At 68.6% G+C, this 18,411-nt stretch carries 19 protein-coding genes; 13 read left to right on the top strand and 6 right to left on the bottom strand.

Going from position 1 to position 18,411, the window contains the following annotated elements:
* Positions 1 to 4 precede the first annotated feature (4 nt).
* Together ACQY4O_RS13455 and ACQY4O_RS13450 are read right to left on the bottom strand one after the other, a co-directional pair.
* A complete protein-coding gene (locus tag ACQY4O_RS13455) occupies positions 5 to 649 on the bottom strand; it encodes a class I SAM-dependent methyltransferase (RefSeq protein WP_428376869.1) in 645 nt (214 codons plus the stop codon).
* A gap of 28 nt (positions 650 to 677) precedes the next feature.
* Positions 678 to 905, bottom strand: a complete 228-nt coding sequence (locus ACQY4O_RS13450) for a hypothetical protein (RefSeq protein ID WP_428376868.1) — start codon at positions 903 to 905, stop codon at positions 678 to 680.
* 103 nt (positions 906 to 1,008) lie between these two features.
* Between ACQY4O_RS13450 and ACQY4O_RS13445 the strand changes: the two genes are divergently transcribed.
* The 7 genes from ACQY4O_RS13445 to ACQY4O_RS13415 all read left to right on the top strand — a co-directional run bounded on the left by ACQY4O_RS13445 (position 1,009) and on the right by ACQY4O_RS13415 (position 6,585).
* Positions 1,009 to 1,809, top strand: a complete 801-nt coding sequence (locus ACQY4O_RS13445) for a formate/nitrite transporter family protein (RefSeq protein ID WP_428376867.1) — start codon at positions 1,009 to 1,011, stop codon at positions 1,807 to 1,809.
* Between the two features lie 101 nt (positions 1,810 to 1,910).
* A complete protein-coding gene (locus tag ACQY4O_RS13440) occupies positions 1,911 to 2,252 on the top strand; it encodes a hypothetical protein (RefSeq protein ID WP_428376866.1) in 342 nt (113 codons plus the stop codon).
* Between the two features lie 67 nt (positions 2,253 to 2,319).
* Positions 2,320 to 3,324, top strand: coding sequence for a hypothetical protein (locus ACQY4O_RS13435; RefSeq protein WP_428376865.1), 1,005 nt, complete (start codon positions 2,320 to 2,322; stop codon positions 3,322 to 3,324).
* A gap of 53 nt (positions 3,325 to 3,377) precedes the next feature.
* Positions 3,378 to 3,722 (top strand): copper resistance protein CopC, encoded by a 345-nt coding sequence (locus tag ACQY4O_RS13430; RefSeq protein ID WP_428376864.1) that lies wholly within the window; start codon positions 3,378 to 3,380, stop codon positions 3,720 to 3,722.
* Between the two features lie 16 nt (positions 3,723 to 3,738).
* The gene (locus tag ACQY4O_RS13425; RefSeq protein WP_428376863.1) at positions 3,739 to 4,641 is read left to right on the top strand and encodes a CopD family protein; all 903 of its coding nucleotides are present in this window, start codon (positions 3,739 to 3,741) and stop codon (positions 4,639 to 4,641) included.
* Positions 4,642 to 4,717: 76 nt separating this feature from the next.
* The gene (locus tag ACQY4O_RS13420; protein ID WP_428376862.1) at positions 4,718 to 6,247 is read left to right on the top strand and encodes a peptide MFS transporter; all 1,530 of its coding nucleotides are present in this window, start codon (positions 4,718 to 4,720) and stop codon (positions 6,245 to 6,247) included.
* Between the two features lie 86 nt (positions 6,248 to 6,333).
* The gene (locus ACQY4O_RS13415; RefSeq protein ID WP_428376861.1) at positions 6,334 to 6,585 is read left to right on the top strand and encodes a hypothetical protein; all 252 of its coding nucleotides are present in this window, start codon (positions 6,334 to 6,336) and stop codon (positions 6,583 to 6,585) included.
* A gap of 12 nt (positions 6,586 to 6,597) precedes the next feature.
* On the opposite strand, the gene ACQY4O_RS13410 is transcribed toward ACQY4O_RS13415, so the two are convergent.
* A complete protein-coding gene (locus ACQY4O_RS13410) occupies positions 6,598 to 7,926 on the bottom strand; it encodes a YkvA family protein (RefSeq protein WP_428376860.1) in 1,329 nt (442 codons plus the stop codon).
* A gap of 42 nt (positions 7,927 to 7,968) precedes the next feature.
* A complete protein-coding gene (locus tag ACQY4O_RS13405) occupies positions 7,969 to 9,312 on the bottom strand; it encodes a purine-cytosine permease family protein (RefSeq protein WP_428378195.1) in 1,344 nt (447 codons plus the stop codon).
* A gap of 160 nt (positions 9,313 to 9,472) precedes the next feature.
* Here ACQY4O_RS13405 and ACQY4O_RS13400 point away from each other — a divergent pair, with 160 nt between their 5' ends.
* The 4 genes from ACQY4O_RS13400 (at position 9,473) to ACQY4O_RS13385 (ending at position 13,806) form a co-directional block, all read left to right on the top strand.
* Positions 9,473 to 9,715 carry a hypothetical protein gene (locus ACQY4O_RS13400; protein WP_428376859.1) on the top strand — a complete coding sequence of 81 codons (243 nt, stop codon included), beginning with the start codon at positions 9,473 to 9,475 and terminating at the stop codon, positions 9,713 to 9,715.
* Positions 9,716 to 9,719: 4 nt separating this feature from the next.
* Positions 9,720 to 10,466: an SDR family NAD(P)-dependent oxidoreductase gene (locus tag ACQY4O_RS13395; protein WP_428376858.1), complete on the top strand. Its 747-nt coding sequence runs from the start codon at positions 9,720 to 9,722 to the stop codon at positions 10,464 to 10,466.
* 349 nt (positions 10,467 to 10,815) lie between these two features.
* A complete protein-coding gene (locus tag ACQY4O_RS13390) occupies positions 10,816 to 12,429 on the top strand; it encodes an FkbM family methyltransferase (RefSeq protein ID WP_428376857.1) in 1,614 nt (537 codons plus the stop codon).
* A gap of 228 nt (positions 12,430 to 12,657) precedes the next feature.
* Complete coding sequence (locus ACQY4O_RS13385; protein WP_428376856.1) at positions 12,658 to 13,806, top strand: YihY/virulence factor BrkB family protein; 1,149 nt, start codon at positions 12,658 to 12,660, stop codon at positions 13,804 to 13,806.
* Between the two features lie 284 nt (positions 13,807 to 14,090).
* On the opposite strand, the gene ACQY4O_RS13380 is transcribed toward ACQY4O_RS13385, so the two are convergent.
* Entirely contained in the window at positions 14,091 to 14,501 is a 411-nt protein-coding gene (locus ACQY4O_RS13380; protein ID WP_428376855.1) for a DUF4870 family protein, read from the bottom strand.
* A 137-nt stretch (positions 14,502 to 14,638) separates the two neighbouring features.
* A complete protein-coding gene (locus ACQY4O_RS13375) occupies positions 14,639 to 15,532 on the bottom strand; it encodes an aldose 1-epimerase family protein (protein ID WP_428376854.1) in 894 nt (297 codons plus the stop codon).
* 71 nt (positions 15,533 to 15,603) lie between these two features.
* Between ACQY4O_RS13375 and ACQY4O_RS13370 the strand changes: the two genes are divergently transcribed.
* Both ACQY4O_RS13370 and ACQY4O_RS13365 read left to right on the top strand, forming a co-directional pair.
* Entirely contained in the window at positions 15,604 to 17,052 is a 1,449-nt protein-coding gene (locus ACQY4O_RS13370) for an FAD/NAD(P)-binding protein (protein ID WP_428376853.1), read from the top strand.
* Entirely contained in the window at positions 17,049 to 18,392 is a 1,344-nt protein-coding gene (locus ACQY4O_RS13365; RefSeq protein ID WP_428376852.1) for an LLM class flavin-dependent oxidoreductase, read from the top strand. Before ACQY4O_RS13370 ends, ACQY4O_RS13365 begins: the two co-directional genes overlap by 4 nt.
* Positions 18,393 to 18,411 lie beyond the last annotated feature (19 nt).

Genomic DNA, 18,411 nt, shown 5'->3' with positions numbered 1-18,411 from the left:
CCCTCTATACCGGAATAGGCACGCGTCCGATAACCGCCCAGATCGGATCCTGCCATGCGGGATCGTCCGCGTCCGGCCGCACCTCGCCGGTCTCGATCTCGGTGAAGCCGGCGCGGGTTGCGCAGATCGAGACCAGCTTCTGCCGGTCCGGGCCGTCCAGCGCCTGCCAGATCGCCACTGCCTTGGTCGGGAAGAACCGGTCCGAGAAGGTGATGACCAGGGGTGCCCCCGGGCGCAGCACCCGGGCCAGTTCGCGGAACACCGCGACCGGCTGCTGCAGGTACTGCACGGAGGCGCACAGGCAGGCCCCGTCCAGCGACCGGTCGGCCAGCGGCAGCGACGGCGCCAGGTTGAGGTCGGCGACGAAGTGATCGTCGAGCCGCGGATTGTCGGCGAGCTCCGCCGCGTTCATCCCGTGGCCGATCACCCGCTCGAACATCATCTCCTCGGGCAGGTGGCTGACCCAGCTGCTCATCAGGTCGAGGATGACGCCGTTCTCTGGCAGCACGGTGCGATAGAGCGCGGTGACGGCGCGGGCGGCGCCATCGTCGATATGGGTGACGAAGCGTGGCTCGGCGTAGAACACGGCATCCGGCGCGGTATCGGCCTTGCTGAAGGCGCCCGGGTGGAACCCCTCGAGATCGCTCATGACGCGACACGCAGGCATGCGGCCACCCTCAGGCGGCGCTCGGCTCGGGCGCGTCGGTCTCGGGGAGCGGGTCGAGCCAGGCATCGATCGCCTCGCGAGCCGCGAACACCGCGGTCTTGAAGGAGCCGCGCAGGCCACTGGAGCCGACCACGCCGCTCTCGGTGCTGCCCTCCGGGTGGATCGACCACCGCCGGCGACCGTCCTGTTCCGGACCGATCACGTAGCGGACATCGCGGTAGAGCAGGGTCTGTTCCATCGTCCTCTTCTCTCGACGCGCACCGGCGCGGATGCAATTCATCCTCGCGTGACCCAAGCTGGCGTCGCCGGGACGGGTCCGTTGCATCAGGAAGGCAGTGCGTATGGCGGACTACATAAAGCCGGCCCAGATCGTGGGCAACATGGTCGAGGCGGGCGTCATCAAGGCCGGGCTCACCCCGGCCGACCTGCTGATCCGCGGCACCCTGGCCGGTGCCTATCTCGGCTTCGTGACCAGCATGGCGTTCCTGGTGGCGGCGCAGACCGGCCAGTTCGTCGTCGGCGCCCTGCTGTTTCCCGCCGGCTTCGCGCTGATCGTGATCCTCGGGCTCGAATTGCTGACCGGCAATTTCTGCATCATGCCGACCGCGCTGATGGCTCGTCGCATCGGCTTCGGCCAGGTGCTGTCGAACTGGACCCTGGTGTTCATCGGCAACCTTGCCGGCAGCCTGATCTATGCCGGCCTGTTCTGGATCACGGCCACCGAGTGCGGCCATACCGGCGGCGGCCCGATCGGCGACAAGCTGCGTGCGCTCGCGGTCAGCAAGACCACCGCCTACGAGGCCTTCGGCGCCGCCGGCATGCTCACCGTGTTCGTCAAGGCGATCCTGTGCAACTGGATGGTCAGCCTGGGCTCGGTGATGGGCCTCGCCTCGACCTCGACCACCGGCAAGATCCTCGGCTGCTGGCTGCCGATCTTCATCTTCGTCGAGCTGGGCTTCGAGCATTCCGTGGTCAACATGTTCGCGATCCCGGCCGGAATGATGCTGGGCGCCAAGGTCTCGCTGTACGACTGGTGGGTGTGGAACGAGATCCCGGTGACGCTCGGCAACATGCTGGGCGCGGTGCTGTTCACCGGTGCGGCCCTGTATGCGACCTATGGCCGCACCCCGGCCTCGACGTAACGATTGTTCGGCGGCAACGCTGCCGCTACGTTGAGCTTATGGTTTCCCCCGGCCGTCGAAGCTGGTTGCACCTGATACGCGGCAGGCTGGGATGCCTTGCCGTGGTCATAGCGATTGTCGGCCAGCTCATGCTCGGCGGCATGATGACGGCGGAACCGGCGCGGGCGGAGCGCGCGGTGCTGGTCGCCGCCGACCTGCTGTGCAGCAGCGGCAACATCCCGGTGGATGGGCACAGGCGGCACCGGCATCATTCGGCCGACCTCGCCTTGTGCCCGGCGCTGCTGGCGCTGGACCTGCCGGCCTCCACCCTTGTCCCGGCCGCTGCCCTGCCGTCGCCGATCCTCGTGCTGGCGTCGAGAGTGTTCGAGCGGCCCCTGCTGCGTGGGCCGCCTGCCATCACCACCCGCGCCGGCACGCCGCGAGGTCCTCCGCCGGCGGTCTGAGAGTTGTGAGAGCCGATGCCGGCCTCGGCCGGCATCTCCGACGCCCCGGACCTGAGGACTTCGCAGCATGCGAACAGAATGCCCAGCCGCGCGCATCATCTGCGCCGGCCTGCTCTTGACGACGACTTCCATCCTGGCCTGCGCCCCCGCCTTCTTCGCCCCGGCCTTCGCCCATGTCATTGCCGGCGCCCGGGTTTTTCCGGTGACGCTCACCTTCGACGATCCCGGCGTCAGCGACGAGGCTTCCCTGCCCGCCTTCACCTATATGCGCGACGGGTCGGACGGCGGCACCGGACCGACCCACGAGGTCGATCTCGGCTGGGAATACGACAAGACGATCACGCCGGACACGGCACTGATCTTCAATGACGGCTACGACATCCAGCAGATCAACGGCTCGAAGACACAGACCGGTTTCGAGAACATCTATGTCACCGGCAAGTGGCAGGCCTACACCAACGCGGATCATGAGTTCGTCGCCTCACTCGGCGTCATCCGCGAGATCGGCGGCAGCGGCACCGACCACACCGGCGCCGACCGTTACGGCTCGACGGCACCGACCGGCTATTTCGGCAAGGGCTTCGGTGACCTGCCGATCGGGATGCTGCGGCCGCTCGCGATCACCGGCGAGCTCGGCTACACGATCGCCGACAAGGAGGTGAAGCAGATCGCGCAACCCGCGGCGGCCTCCACGCCGTTCGGAGACGGGGTCGCCGCCCAATACAATGACGGCGCCAACAACGCCTGGGCCGGGGCGTTCTCGATCCAGTACAGCACCCCCTATCTGCAGTCGCAGGTGAAGGATCTCGGCCTGCCGGGCTTCCTCGGCAACATGATCCCGCTGGTGGAATTCACCTGGACGTCGCCCGCCTCCGCGCATGCCGCGCAGGGCACCACATGGACCGCCGCCCCGGGGGCGATCTACCTGGCACAGTGGGGCGAGGTCGGCCTCGAGGCGCTGGTCCCGCTCAACAAGGCGACCGGGACGACATTGGGCGCGGTCGGGCTCGTGCATTTCTTCCTCGACGACCTGTTCCCGAACACCATCATCGGAAAGCCGATCTTCCAATGACCGCACCATGCCCGAAGCGCCGACTGGATCCTAAGCTCCGACTGGCGAAGCTCATGCCGGCGCTCGCTGTTGCGGGCCTTGCCTGCCATGCCGGCGTCGCCCGCGCGCACGCCTTCCTGCAACGAGCTAGCCCCGCGGTCGGCAGCACCGGAGCCGCCCCCAGGGAGGTGGTGATCGATTTCACCGAGGGCGTCGAGCCGGCCTTCAGCACGATCGCGGTCACCGACGCCGGCGGTGCGAGCGTCACCGCCGGTGCGGTGCATCTCGCAGGCTCCGATCGGCGGCTCGGGGTTGCGGTGCGGCCATTGGCCGCCGGCCGCTACCGGGTCAGCTGGCACGTGACCGCGACCGACACGCACAAGACCCAGGGCGGCTTCACCTTCACCGTTGCAAGGTAGGATGCCTGACGGGGGTGTGACACTCGTCCTGGCCAGGGCGGTGTTCGTGGCCAGCCTGCTGTCGCTCGGGGGAACCCTGGCCTTCGGTGTGCTGGTGGCCGCGCCGGCGCTGGCGCGGGCGCCGCCGGTAGAGGGCGCCCGCATGCGCCGGATGCTGCGCCGCCTGACCTGGTGCAGCCTCAGCGTGGCCGTGGCCGCGCTGCTGACCTGGACGGTCCTCCAGGCGGCCGAGATCGCCGGCACGACGGGCGCGCCGCAGGCGCTCGCGGCGCTGCCGCCGGTCCTGGGCAGCACCTCCTTCGGCCACCTCGCGCTGCTGCAACTCGCCCTGCTCGGGGCGACCGCCTGCCTGCTCCGTGCGGGATTGCTCGAAGGCCGGGCCGGCCTGGTCGCGGCGCTGGGCAATGTCGCGTTGCAGGCCGGCCATGGTCACGCGATGGCGATGGATGGCGGCTTCAGCCTGCTGTGCGCCGCCGACGTGCTGCACCTGCTGGCGGCCGGCGCCTGGATCGGCGGCCTGCTGCCGTTGCTGCTGGTGGTCCGGTTCGCGCCGGCCGCGACCGGTGCGATGGCGGCGCGCTGCTTCTCGCCCATGGGGCGGGTCTGCGTCGCCGCACTGGCCGGCTCCGCGCTGGTGCAGGGATGGGTGCTGGTCGGCGGCCTGCCGGCGTTGTTCGGCAGGCCCTATGGCTGGGTGGTGCTCGTCAAGACGGGGCTGTTGCTGTTGCTGACGGGCCTTGCGCTGCTGAACCGCTACCGGCTGGCGCCCGCCTTGCGTTCCGCTGCCGCCGAAACGGGGCGCCATCGTCTCGTTTCCAGCATCCTGGTGCAGACCGGTCTCGGATTGCTTGCCGTGGTGGCCGCGAGCTGGTTGAGCGGGCTCACCCCGGGGATGGACATGGGGCAGCCCCCATCCTGAATACCGGGCCGCGGCGCGCCGGTTGCAAAGACGCGTCATCCGGGCGAGTGATCGCCAAACCTGACCGGACCCGATCATGCACGCCCCGGCCCCCGCACTGTCATCCGCGCCGCCCGCACTTGCGTCCGGCGTCACCCGCACCCAGTCCTTCACCGTCGTCCTGCTGATCGAGCTGTGGGAGCGGTTCGGCTATTACGGCATGCAGGCGATCCTGCTGCTGTTCATGGTGCAGCAGCTCGGCTTTTCCGATGCCCGCTCCAACCTGCTCTGGGGCGCGTTCGCGGCCCTCACCTATGCAGCACCCGCGGTCGGCGGCTGGATCGGCGACAAGGTGCTGGGCTCGCGCCGCACCATGCTGCTGGGCGCGATCACGCTCGCCGTCGGCTACCTGCTGATGTCGCTGCCCGTGGCCGGCACGGCGCTGCTGTATGCCGCGATGGGCACGATCAGCGTCGGCAACGGCCTGTTCAAGTCGAATGCCGCCAACATGGTGCGGCGCATCTACGAGGGCGACGACAGCCGGCTCGATGGCGCCTTCACCATCTACTACATGGCGGTCAATGTCGGCTCGACCGTCTCGATCCTGCTGTGCCCTTGGCTCAAGGACCGGTTCGGCTGGCATGTCGCCTTCGGCATGTGCTGTGCCGGCCTCGTCGTCGGGCTGGTGAACTATGCCATCATGCACCGGCGCGTCGACCATGTCGGCTCGATGCCGGACAGCCGGCCGCTGCGCCCCGGGCTGCTCGCCGCCGTCATCGCCGGCGCGCTGGCGGCGATCGTGCTGGTGGGCCTCGTGCTGCAGCATGCGGCCATAGCGCGGGCCTGCGTGTGGCTGGCTGGTGCGGCTGTGGCCGCGATCTGGACCTGGACCTACCGCAACAGCGCCGCACACGAGCGTCCCGGCCTGCTGATGATGTACCTGCTGACCCTGCAGGTGATGGTGTTCTTCGTGTTCTACCAGCAGATGTCCACGTCGCTGACGCTGTTCGCGCTGCGCAACGTACAGCTCGAATTCACCCTGGGGGGTGTTGCGCTGTTCCACTGGTCGGCCGGGCAGTTCCAGGCGCTCAACCCGATCTGGATCATGCTCGCGAGCCCGCCGCTCGCCTGGCTCTACAACCGGCTCGGCGCGGCCGGCCGCGACGTGTCCCTCGCCACCAAGTTCCTGCTCGGCTTTGCCTGCGTCGCCGGCGGGTTCCTGGTCTGGTGGCTGGCCTGCAGCACCGCCACGACCCCGCTGGTGTCGCCCTGGGTGATGGTTTGGGGCTACCTGCTGCTTTCGCTGGGCGAACTGCTGGTCAGTGGTCTCGGGCTCGCGGTGGTCGCGCGCTACGTGCCGGGGCGCATGAGCGCCTTCATGATGGGGGCCTACTTCGTCTCGACCGGCGTTGCGATGTATCTCGGCAGCGCGGTGGCCAACCTCGCGGCAGTCCCCGACCTGGGCGGTGCCGGCGGTGGTGCGGCCGGGCCGGCGCAGAGCCTGCCGATCTACACGACCCTGTTCTTCCACCTGTTCCTGGCCGCCTGCGCCGGCACCGCCTTGTTCGGCCTGCTGCTGCCGGTGAGCCGCCGCCTGGACCGGGCGCACAGCCTCGCGTCCGCCTGACCACCCAGGAGGCTGGCAGACAGGAGGCGGACAAACCAGAGGCCACCGGGCCCGTTGACGGGCACCACCTTCCGAGGATCCCGCCGATGCCGTCGACCCGCGAGCTTTCGTTCAGGCGCCTGCTCGCAGCCGCCACCTGCGGCCTTGGCCTGCTGTCGCTTGCCGCCTGCAACGCATCCGCCCCGCCGGAAGGGCCCGGACAGAACGCGGCGCTGCCGGCGATGCAGCCTGGACCGACCAGCGTCGGCGCCGCGGGTCTCGGGCCGGCCGGGCAGAACTCAGCGATCGGGTCGGGCAACCTGGCCAATCCGGGCGTCGCCGGCCCCGGCCTGCACTGAGCGAGAAGAGTTCTAGGCGGCCCGGATCGGGCAGTCCGTCTGCATGAGCTGGTCCAGGCGCCGCTCGGCGCTGCGATACAGCACTATGTCGAGGCGGGTCAGCGAGGCCAGCTCGGCGTCGATCTCGGGGGTGATCGTCTCGCGTGCGATGGCCCTGACCGGCTTGAGCGCATGGCGTTCGAGGTCGGCCTGGACGTTCACCTTCGGAGTCCGGCGCGGCGGCGTGAAGCCGAGCACCGCACCGAGCACGGCCAGGCTGTCGCCGAGCCGTTCCGACAGCCCGACGAAATCGAGCGTGCCGATGGCCTGCCGGGCCGCCTGCAGCGCCTGATCCGGGCCGGCATCCAGCGGGTCCGCGGCATCCGTCGCGTAGAGTCCGGTCAGGCGACGGACATAGAGGTTGTCGATCTCGTTGCGTATCGCCGGCTCGCGCAGACGCAGGAAGGCGAGCAGGTCGTTCTCGCGGGCCAGACGGACATGGCGCCCCGGCTCATCGAGGTTGCCCTTCCAGAAATAGTACAGCGACAGGATGCGCTGCCGCGGATCGCGCAGCAGGCACAGGCGAAAGCACGGATCATCGCCGTCGAGGCAGAGCAGGGACGGCAGGTCATAGTGCCCCCAGGCCAGGTCGGCGCGCCGGTGGGCGGCAACCAGGCAGGACAGCCGGTCCGGTTCCAGCGCGGCGATCGTCTTCAGCGCGGTTGCGGAATGGATCTGCAGCGGGTGGAATTGCGACTGCAAGGCCACGACCAGCGACGAACCGGCGGTCTTCTCGAAGTGCAGGAACCGCACCTTCGGTCCGCGCCAGATGGTCAGCAGGTTGCCGCGCATCTGCGCATCGCTGAGCGGCGAGCCGCCAGGTGCGCGATCGCCGGCCTGCTCGCCTGCTGCGCTGAGCAGCATGCCGCGGCTGAGCAGCGGCGCCGCCGCCGGCACGTAGGCGATGGCCCGCAGCAGCGGTGGCAGCGAATGCGACGTGGCCGCCAGCCCGCGCAGAAACGCCTGCTGCTCCTGCTTGTCAGGCCAGCGGCCCAGGATCAGACGCAGGATGAACTGCCCCGGGGTGGCGGCTGCGACCAGCCGGCCGATCGGCAGCACGGCCCGGATGCCGCCCTGCGTCAGGCGGCCGAAAACCGCTGTCCGCCCCAGGATGTCGAGCATCAGGATCAAGGCGGCGATGGCGCCCACGACCGGCAAGCCGTAATTGTCGACATGCCCGATATAGGGCAGGCGGTCCGGGATGAGGTCGATCGGCAGCATCGGATAGGCGAGCCCGAAGACCAGCAGCTTGCACACCGGACACACGTGCGGATCGACGAGCTTTGCAAGCGCGGACGGCATCGGCACCCTGCTTCACCTCATCTGACGATCAAGACCTCATATTCACGTCTCATGCCAATGCAATCCCGCATCGCGTCGTCCTGCACTTAGCACGTACGCAGCCGCGGCCGTCACGAAACCGACATAGTAGCCGATATCGGCGCCTCCGAGCCAGCGTGCCACCGGGCCGGTATAGGGATCGCTCACCGAGAACAGCGCGATGGTGACCACCGCCGTCACCACGAAGATGGTGGCGGCCGGGGTCCAGCCGGGTGGCACTCTGCGTGGCCGGCTGCCGACCAAATACCAGTCGGCGAGCACGATGCCGATGAACGGCGCGATCCAGTACAGCGTGACGACCAGGTAGTTGGTGTAGAGCTCGGCATAGCGCCCGGCGCCGAACACGGCGAGCAGGTAGCCCAGCGTGGCGGTGGCGACCGCCGCCCATACCCGCGGCACATGGATGCCCGCCGAGATCAGGCTGTAGCTCGCGGTGTTGTCGTTGAACGAGTTGCCGCTGATCGAGGAGAGCGCGATCGCCGCCAGCACCACCGGCCCGAGGCCGCCCGCCGCATGCTGCAGGCTGGCGATGACCGCGGTGGGCGAGGCCTCGCCGACGCTGCCGGCGGTGACCAGGCCGAGCAGCTGGAACGGGATCGCCGACAGCAGCAGGCCGGCGAGCGACAGCCGCACCACGCGCTTCGGATCGGTCGCGGCCGGCAGGTAGCGGGTATAGTCCGACGAGTACGTCGCCCAGGACAGGTTGAAGCTGGCCAGGATCGCCACCGCGAGCAGGAAGGTCGGCAAGGTGAGGGTGGCGGGCGCGTCGACCGGATGCGCCACCAGCGCCGAGCCGGCGTGGCGGAAGTCCAGGCCGCCGATGATCGCAAACGTCACCAGCAGCACGCCGCCGAGATATTTCTGCAGCGCCTGCACCATGTCGTGGCCGTAGATGCTGGCCAGCATCTGCAGGCCGGCCAGCATCGCCAGCGCCAGCCAGAACGGGGCGGCCACGCCCGAGAGCGCCAGCAGTGCCACCAGGGCGGCGGCCGCCGGCACGTTGTTCACCGCGTCCCAGCCGATGCAGTAGATCCAGTTCAGGAATGACGGCAGGCGGATGCCCAGCTTGCCGAGCACCCGTCGCGAGGCTTCCATCTGCGGCAGGCCGGTCACCGGTCCGATCGCGGCGGCGAACGCCACCGGCAGCGCGCCGATCAGGTTGCCGAGCAGGATGGCGAGCAGGCCGCTGCGCAGGCCGAGCCCGAGATGCACCAGCAGCACGCCGACCACCCAGCCGCCCGGGCCGAGATTGGGCGAGAAGTGGCTCCAGAACACCCGGTCGAGGCGCATCGTCTTCTGCGCCGGAGGCACCGGTTCGGTGACGGTGGCGGCACTGGTGCCTTCCATGGCGAGGAACTGGCCCATGTGCGCCCCTTGATGCCATGCGGCCACCCGATGCGGCCGCAAGTTGGGATAGGAGCATGCCTGGCGAGGCGGCGTCTGTCTCGGGACCGCTCGCGGCGCTATAGTCGCCCCCGCGGCCAACCGGAACAGGAACCCCAGGCGCATGCCGGCCACGCCACAGATCATCTATCAGCCCTACCTTGCGGGAAAGCGCGGCGCGTTGCAGGCCGGGGTGCCGATCGTCTGCCGGAGCAGCGAGGAAGGCCTGCTGCGCGCGGAAAAGGCGATGAACGGCGGCTCGATCGTCGGCGCCCGCGTGGTGCGGGTCTGGCACGACGCCGAGGCGGACGAGTTCGGCGATCCGGAATATCTGGGCGAGGTGGGGCGGGTGCCGGAAGAGGCCTGACCGCGTGGCGCAGGCCGGTTGCGCGGTCGTCATCGGCGCCTCGGGCGGTATCGGCGGGGCGCTGGTCCGGGCCCTGCTGCGGCGGCCGGATTTCGAGGTGGTCGTAGCGCTGTCACGCGCGGGTTTTGCGCCGGAGAGCCGGGAATCGGCTGTCCGCCTGGTGCATGGCCGGATCGACCTGCTGGACGAGGCCAGCATAATGCAGGCGGTGCAGGGGCCGGTTGCCGAGGCCGGGCTGCCGCCGACCCTGATCCTGGTGGCAACCGGCCTGCTGCATGGCGAGGGCCTCGGCCAGCCGGAGCGGAGCTGGCGGGCGCTCGATGCAGAGGCGCTGACCCTGGCCTGGCGGGTGAATGCGGTAGGGCCCGCCCTGGTCGCCAAGCACATGCTGCCGCTGCTGCCCAGAGCCGGCCGCAGCGTGTTCGCGGCGCTGTCGGCGCGCGTCGGCAGCATCGGCGACAACCGTCTGGGCGGCTGGCACGCCTACCGCGCGTCCAAGGCCGGGCTGAACATGATCCTGCGCAACCTGGCCATCGAACTGGCGCGCTCGCGACTGGAGGCGATCTGCCTCGGGCTGCATCCGGGCACCGTGGATACCGGCCTGAGCTTGCCGTTCCAGGCGGGTGTGCCGGCCGGGCGCCTGTTCACGCCGGAGTTCTGTGCGACGAGCCTGCTGGCGGTGTGCGACGCGGCGCTGCCGGCGCAGAGCGGGCAGGTGCTCGCGTGGGACGGTGCGCAAGTGCCCCCTTGAAATGAACCTGGCCCAAACCGATCGGCGGTTTTCTTGCCTCTTACCGAACTCGTTCGTGAGCGGTTCTGTCGTTTCCAGGACGCCAGACTTGAGGACAAGAGCGACAGTCATTGTCCGGCAAGATATACCGATGTTTACTGGTATGACGTTGACGCCTGATCCTCCTCGGTGGCACGCTGATTTCGATGACACAGCGAAAGCAGGAGCCAGTCGTCGCGCCGAGGGTGAGAGCACTTGCCGGGTTTGCCGGCAGCGATCGGTCCGCAAGCTCGGTCATTCGCCGCGTCAGCGCTCCCCGCTCGGCACTGCCTGAGGACGGTCGTGCGTCAGGCCATCCCGCACCGACCGCATGACCAGAAAAAAGTGCGCGGTTGTCCTCGTCGTAAAGGACGAGGCTGACGATATCGCGTGCTGGCTCGCCTGGTATCAAATCCAAGGCTTCGACAGCTGCATTGTCTTCGATGACGACTCTACCGATGGGACCTGGGACATCCTCGAGCGCGCGGCCAGAGTGCAGGATATCAGGCTGTTCCGTACCCTTGGCTCCAGGGATATCTTCTTCGACCTGCGGCAGCAGATGTCGTATCGCATGGCGCTGCAGCAATATGGTGGCGAGTTCGAGTGGATTGCCTTTTTTGACGCAGACGAATATATTTTGTTTGCGGACGGCGTCGATCTGCGAGGATTTCTTGATCGGTTCGATGATGCTGACGGCATTGTCGTCAACTGGTGTAACTATGGTAGCAGCAATCACGCGCTGAAGCCGAAGCTTCTGCCGATCGAAGCCTTTACCTGGCATGGCGACCCGCAACAGCCGATCAATCGGCATGTCAAAAGTTTCGTGCGACCAGAGAAAGTTGGCCCGAAGTGGCTAAACATGCACGCCTTCGACATCGACCTGAGTCGGTATCTTGATGCAAGCCACAATCAATTTCGATGGGGCAATCAGCGCGGTATCCTGAGCTCCATACCGGATTGGAGTGTCGCGAAGCTGATGCATTTCCAGTGCCGCAGCATGGAACACTTCCTTGAAAGGTTGCGCAAGCGGCCGGACCTTCCGAAACGTTCCGAGCTGTGGCGCGGCTACGATGTCAACGAGATCGAGGACCGGACACCATTGCGGTTCTTGCCGGCGTTGCACACCCGGATGGCCCTCATAGCCGGCGCCGTTGCAAAGGCTGTCGTGCAAATTCCGGCAGCGGTCCAGGCGACGCAGGCTTATCACAGGGAGCGGAAGGCAATGGCGGACGACTGCTATCAGGGCCTGGTCGTTGATCTCGGCGTGTCTGAAGGAAACGACACTGCTTACTATCTCGCGAAGGGTTTCCGAGTTATCGCGGTCGAGGCCGACCCCGGGCAATTCCAGGCGCTATGCCACCGCTTCGCGGATAATATTGCGTCCGGAGCGTTGATGTTGCTCAATTTCGCCGCGAGCGACAAGTTCGGCGCGACCATCGAGATCTTTGTTCATCAGGTGCATCAGGGAGTCTCCGGAATCGCCAAACGCGGCGAGGTTGCCGACGACTATATCCGTCACGTCGTGACGACCATCGACTGGCGCACCTTGTTGGCTCAGGCGGGCGTCCCGAGATATCTGAAGATCGACATCGAGGGTAATGAGGCGCCCTTCCTGAAGGGCTTGCTTGAGTGCGGCGGTATGCCCGAGTTCATTTCGGTGGAGTGCCACCAAATCCGGCCGGTGGAGATGCTCCATGAGGCCGGCTACCGCCGGTTCCGGCTCGTGGACCAAAATCCGGCAGGCGGCTTTCAACTTGCATCCAGGCAACTTGAAGGGCTGGCGATCGAGTCTGCTGACTTCAGGCACGGAACCGGACCGTTCGGCCTCGACATCTTTGGCGATGGCCACTGGTCGGACCTCGACGGGTTCAAGGCGGCCTGGGTCGAGGCGCGACCACAGATGTCACGGACGTGGTTCGACTGTCACGCATGGAAGCCCAGCTGAGCCTGCACGCTCAGGTCAAAGTTGAGCAGGCCACAATAGCGAAACCGGCGCATTCAGCGACTTCAGGCGAAAGGGGTCGCAAGGGCAGCCGGCCTCGTGATCCGCGCGCGGTTTCAGCGGCGGTCATGGTCTCGGATCGACCGGATCGTGTTCACTCGGCAAGGAACCTCCGGACAATCCGGATGCTCATCGTCGGAAGAACCGACCGAGACCGAGTGAGGTAAGCCCATGCGAGCCAGCGCGCACGCCACCCTGCGCAAGACCGCCATCACCCTGCTGACAGGGCTGGTCCTGGCCGCCGCCACGCTTGGAGCACGCTGGCGATGGGGTTCGAGACGCGGGAAAGCCGTGGCGGCGCCGTCGCCCGCGCTGGGCATTGCTTCCCCAGGCGACGCGGCCCAGCCGTCCGGACCGGGCAGCACCGGCCATACGGAGGAGGCCGCGATGCATCCGGGCCGCGACGCCGACAGCCCCGTGCAGATCCCGGCGCGCGGCTGGCTCCAGATCGGCCGCCGCACCGTCCAGCAGATCGGCGAGGACCGGGTCATGGACGAGGCCGCCTCCGTCACCTTCTACACGCTGCTCGCGCTGTTCCCGGCCCTCGCGGCCCTGGTCTCGCTGTATGGGCTGGTGGCCGATCCCAGGACGATCGCAGGCAACCTGGACGCAGTGTCCGGCTTCATGCCCGGCGGCGGCATGCAGATCATCGGCGACCAGCTCAAGTCGCTCACCTCCGGGCCGCCCAAGGCGCTCGGCTTCGGCGTCGTGGTGGGGCTCGCGACCTCGCTCTGGAGCGCCAATGCCGGCATCAAGGGCCTGTTCGACGCTCTCAACGTCGTCTATGGCGAAAAGGAGCAGCGCGGCTTCATCAAGCGTACGCTGATCACGCTCGGCTTCACGCTTGGGGCCCTCGTGTTCCTCATCGTGGTGATGGCCGGCCTCGTTGCCCTGCCGGCGGCGCTGAGCGTCATCGGCCTGCAGCAGACCACCGCGTCGCTGCTCAAGCTCGGGCGCTGGCCGATCCTGCTGGTGCTGCTGGCCCTGCTCTTGGCCCTGCTGTACCGGTATGGCCCGAGCCGGCATCCCGCGCGCTGGCGCTGGGTGACCTGGGGCGGCTCGCTCGCCACCATCGTCTGGCTGCTGGTGTCGCTGCTGTTCTCGTTCTACGTCGAGCATTTCGGCAACTACAACAAGACCTACGGCTCGCTCGGCGCCGCAGTCGGCTTCATGACCTGGATCTGGATCTCGACCATCGTGGTGCTGTCGGGCGCCGAGCTGAACGCCGAGATGGAGCACCAGACCGCGAAGGACACCACCCATGGCGCGGCCAAGCCGATGGGCGCGCGGCACGCGACGATGGCCGACGAAGTGGCCTGACGGGCCGGTGGCTCCGAACTAGAGCAAGACGGCTCAAGTTGAGCCGGTAAACTTGCTCTACCAGATTGATCTAGAGACTGATTCACGTCTCAGGCTGGTTCAGCCTGAGACGATCAGGCTCTAGAGGCTGTTTGAAAATGCCTGATGCTGGATGAGAGCGGTCCGCAGGACCGCGGCCGGCGTGGCTTTTCGAGCACCGCAGCGCAGCGGCCTTCTGGCCGTGAGCAGCGGAGCGGAAAAGAGACGCGTCGGATCGCCAGCAGCAGGCATTTGCAGACTGCCTCTCAGCGGATGGGCTCCCCGCGGCTTAGCCGCTGCAAGCCCTTCACGATCGCCCAGATGGTCCAGACCAGCCACCAAGCGCCGATCGCCCAAGGCACCACCATGAAGACCAGCCCGACGCCGAAGGTCAGCGCGCCGAGCCCGATCACCAGCGCATGCAGGACGACGATCGCAATGCCGGCCAGGATGCAGTGCCAGAAGATGCGTATCTGCCAGTCGAGGTGCGAGCGCACCAGGACCGATGCGCTGCCCCGCCGCAGGTAGGCCAGCACGACGCCGACCACCGCGGTGATCCCGGTGAAGAAGCCGGCGATGTAGAGCGCATAGTTCAGGTTGGCGACGAAGCGTCCGCCGTCCGAGCCGTAGGCGGCCGGCTCGTGGAGGCTCCAGTTCTCGATCGGACGATAGGTCATGGCGAAGCTCCTGTTGCGCGGCGGCGCGCGCGGCATTTCGCAAGTGCCGTGCCAGAGCGGAATGGCGGTTTTCCGGCGGCCGGCGACGGTTCAGCCGCGTGCGCTTTGCCTTTCGCGCCAAAGGATGGCGCAGCCGGTCACGCGATATGCTCGGGCGTCAGTGTCCAGGCGGCGCTCACGCTGCTGCCCGGGGGGATCAGCATCAAATGCGGCTTGTCCAGGAACTCGCCATCGAAGTCCTGCGGGCTGGCCAGGCCGTTCCAGGGCTCGATGCAGAGGAACGGCGCGGTCCCGTCGCCCACGATCTTCGACCAGATGCCGAGCTGGCTGAAGCCGGTCCAGCCGATCCGCAAGGCGGGGCCGTCCGGGATGCCGTAGCGCAGGCCGCGGCTGGCCGGCTCCTCCAGGATCACCGCGTCCTGCTCGAACAAAGCCGGCGTCAGCTGCAGCCTGCGGCCTTGCACCGGGGTCGGTGCCACGTCCGGGCGCAGCAGGCCGTCCTGGAGCCTGCGGATCGGCGCCGGCTCCTCGCTGTCGAACAGGATCTCGTGCGCCGACGCCGCGAGGCCGGGCTGCAGCGGCCACGCAAAAGCGGGGTGGGCGCCGAGCGAGGCGGGCAGCACGTCGAGACCGGGATTGGCGAGGTTGTAGCTCACGGTCAGGGTGGCGCCGCTGATGCCGTAGGCGATCTCGAGCCTGAAGGCGAACGGGTAGATCGCGCGGCTCTGCGCGTCATCCTCCAGCACCAGCCTGCACCCTGTCACATCCCGCTCGATGAAGGTGAAGGCGCGGTCGCGGGCGAAGCCGTGCTGGGTCAGCCTGGTGGGGGCGCCGCGATGCAGCAGCCGGTCGTTCGCGAGCCTTCCCACGATCGGGAACAGCACCGGAGCGTGCCGCGGCCATTCGGGGCCGGCCTGCCAGAGCAGCTCCCCGCCGGCCGGGGTGCTGATGGAGTGCAGCTCGGCGCCCTGCGCCGAGACCACGGCGGCGAGGCCTTCGCCCTGGATGGCATGCCGTTCGGTATCGCTCATCGCTCTGTCTCCTGCTCTGGTCGCGGCCGGGTGGGTTGCACCAGCGGGATGGTCGGACCAGCATGAAGCTTATGATTCCAACCCCTCAGGGCAAGCCCGGCCGGGCTGACCCGCCCGCCAGGCGCATCGCGATCATCGGCGGCGGTCTCAGCGGCACGCTGTTCGCGCTGCACATGCTGCGCGACCATCCGCGCGTGCCGGTCTGCCTCGACCTGATCGAGCCGCGCGAGACGCTGGGGGCAGGGCTCGCCTACGACACCGCCAACCCGTTGCTGCGGATCAACGTCTCGGCGGCGCGCATGGCGCTGTTCGAGGAGGATCGCACGCATTTCGACCAGTGGCTGCGCGCGCGCGGCCTGCCGGAAGATCCCGAGGCGGCGCGGCCGGACGGCACCCTGTTCCCCCGCCGCGGCCTGTTCGGCGCGTATGTCGCGGAGCTGCTGGCACGGCATGCCGCCGGTGCGAGCGGGTCGCGCGTGCGGCATGTCCGGGACATGGCCCGCTCGGTGGTCGCGGCACCGCAGCCGGCATTCGCTGTCAGCCTTGCCGGCGGCGAGACGGTCACCGCCGACATGGTGGTGCTGGCGACCAGCCATCCGCCGCCCGCGCTGCCGGCGCCGCTGCGCCACCTGCCGCCGCAGGCGACTGCGCGCCTGCTCGGCAATCCCTGGGACAGCCGGGCGCTGGCCGCGATCCCGGCCACGGCACGGGTTGTGGTGCTCGGCACCGGCCTGACCGGCTGCGACGTGATCGCCCTGCTGCGTGGCCAGGGTCATGCCGGGCCGATCGTCGGCCTGTCGCGGCATGGGCTGCTGCCCCGCGCGCGCACGACGCTGCCGGTCGAGGCGTTCGGCGACTTCACCACGGCGCCGGCCACGGACGCCCTGTCGCTGCTGCGGCGGGTGCGCGGCCTGATGGCCGAGTGCGCGGCCGGCGGGCGTCCCTGGGAGGATGTGATCGACGCCATGCGCAAGCAGGCCTTCGTGCTGTGGAACGCGCTGCCGCCGCATGAGCGGCGGCGGGCGTTGCGGCACCTGCGCGCGTTCTGGGACGTGCACCGGTTCCAGTGCGCGCCGCAGATCGACGATGCGTTACGCGCGGCGCAGGCCGCGGGGCAGCTCGAGATCGTGGCAGCAACGCTGCTCGGCGTCGAGACGGCGCCGGATGGCAGCCTCGCCCTGGAACTGCATCCGCGCCATGCCGACGCCATCGCCCGCCGCCGGCTGCGGGCGGACTTCGTCGTCAACTGCACCGGGCCGGCGCATGGCGGCGTGCTGCGCTCCAATCCGCTGCTCGGCGGCATGGCGGCGGCCGGCATGCTGACGGCTGACGCAACCGGCCTGGGGCTCGCCGTCGATGCGAGAGCCCACCTGCTGCGGCCGGACGGCAGCGCCTGGCCGCGGCTCTTCGTGGTCGGACCGCTGGCGCGCGGCACTTTCGGCGAGCTGATGGGTCTGCCGCAGATCTCGATGCAGCCGCGCGCGCTGGCAGCCCATGTCGCCGAGATGCTGGCGGCGTGAAGCCGGAGCTCCGCTTCAACGCCTTCACCATGAACTGCATCGGGCACCAGTCGCCCGGGCTGTGGACGCATCCGCGCTGCCGCTCGACGCAGTTCAACACGCTGGCGTACTGGACCGACCTTGCCCGCATCCTGGAGCGGGGGCTGTTCGAAGGCGTGTTCCTGGCCGATGTGCTCGGCGTCTATGACGTGTTCGGCGGCAGCGCGGATGCGGCGCTGCGTGCCGCCACCCAGGTCCCGGCCGGCGACCCGATGCTGGTGATCCCGGCGATGGCGATGGTGACAAGCGAGCTGGGATTCGGCGTCACCTCGAGCCTGTCCTACGAGCCGGTGTTCCCGTTCGCCCGGCGCATGTCCACGCTCGACCACCTGACCGGCGGCCGCATCGGCTGGAACATCGTGACGTCGTACCTGGACAGCGCCGCCCGCGCTGCGGGCCAACAGCGGCAGCGCGCCCACGACGACCGCTATGACGTCGCCGAGGACTATATGCAGGCGATCCTGGCACTCTGGGAGCGGAGCTGGGAGGACCGCGCGGTGCTGCGGGATACGGCGCGCGGGATCTATGCGGACCCGGCGCGCGTGCATCGCATCCGGCATGACGGGCCGCATGTGCAGCTCGACGCGATCCACCTGCAGGAGCCGTCGCCGCAGCGCACGCCGGTGCTGTACCAGGCCGGCAGCTCGCCACGTGGCCGGGAGTTCGCGGCGCGCTACGCCGAGTGCGTGTTCGTCTCCGGCCCGACGGCGGCCATCGTCGGCGCCCGTGCGGATGCGATCCGGGCGCTGGCCCGGGCGGCCGGGCGGGATGCGGCGGCGATCCGCTGCTTCTCGCTCGCCACCGTGATCGTGGCCGAGACCGACCGGCAGGCGCAGGACCTGCAGCAGGAGTATCGCGCGCATGTCAGCCACGAGGGGGCGCTCGCCCTGATGTCTGGCTGGACCGGCATCGACCTGTCCAGGCTGCCGCTCGACCAGGCCATCCGGCATGTGGAGAATGATGCCGGTCGCTCGGCGCTGGACAACATCACCCGGGCCGACCCCGATCGGCGCTGGACGGTGCGCGACGTGGCCGAGCATGTCGGCATCGGCGGGATCGGCCCGGTCTTCGTGGGCTCGGCGGCGAGCGTCGCGGATCAGGTCGAGGGCTGGGCGGCCGAGAGCGGCATCGAGGGGTTCAACCTGTGCCAGGTCGTGGCGCACGAGACCTTCGAGGCGGTCGGGCGCTGGCTGGTGCCGGAGCTGCAGCGGCGGGGCCGATTCAAGCGTTCCTATCGCCCCGGGACGCTACGAGAGAAGCTTGGCGGCGCTGGTCCGGGGCGCCGGCGAGTAGAGAATTGACCTTCAGGATTGGGTTTAA

Origin of the sequence: Lichenicoccus sp., from assembly GCF_965277665.1 — a bacterium.
GTDB lineage: Bacteria > Pseudomonadota > Alphaproteobacteria > Acetobacterales > Acetobacteraceae > Lichenicoccus.
Note: the sequence above shows the minus strand (reverse complement) of the source record. Positions and strands in the feature narration are given on the sequence as shown.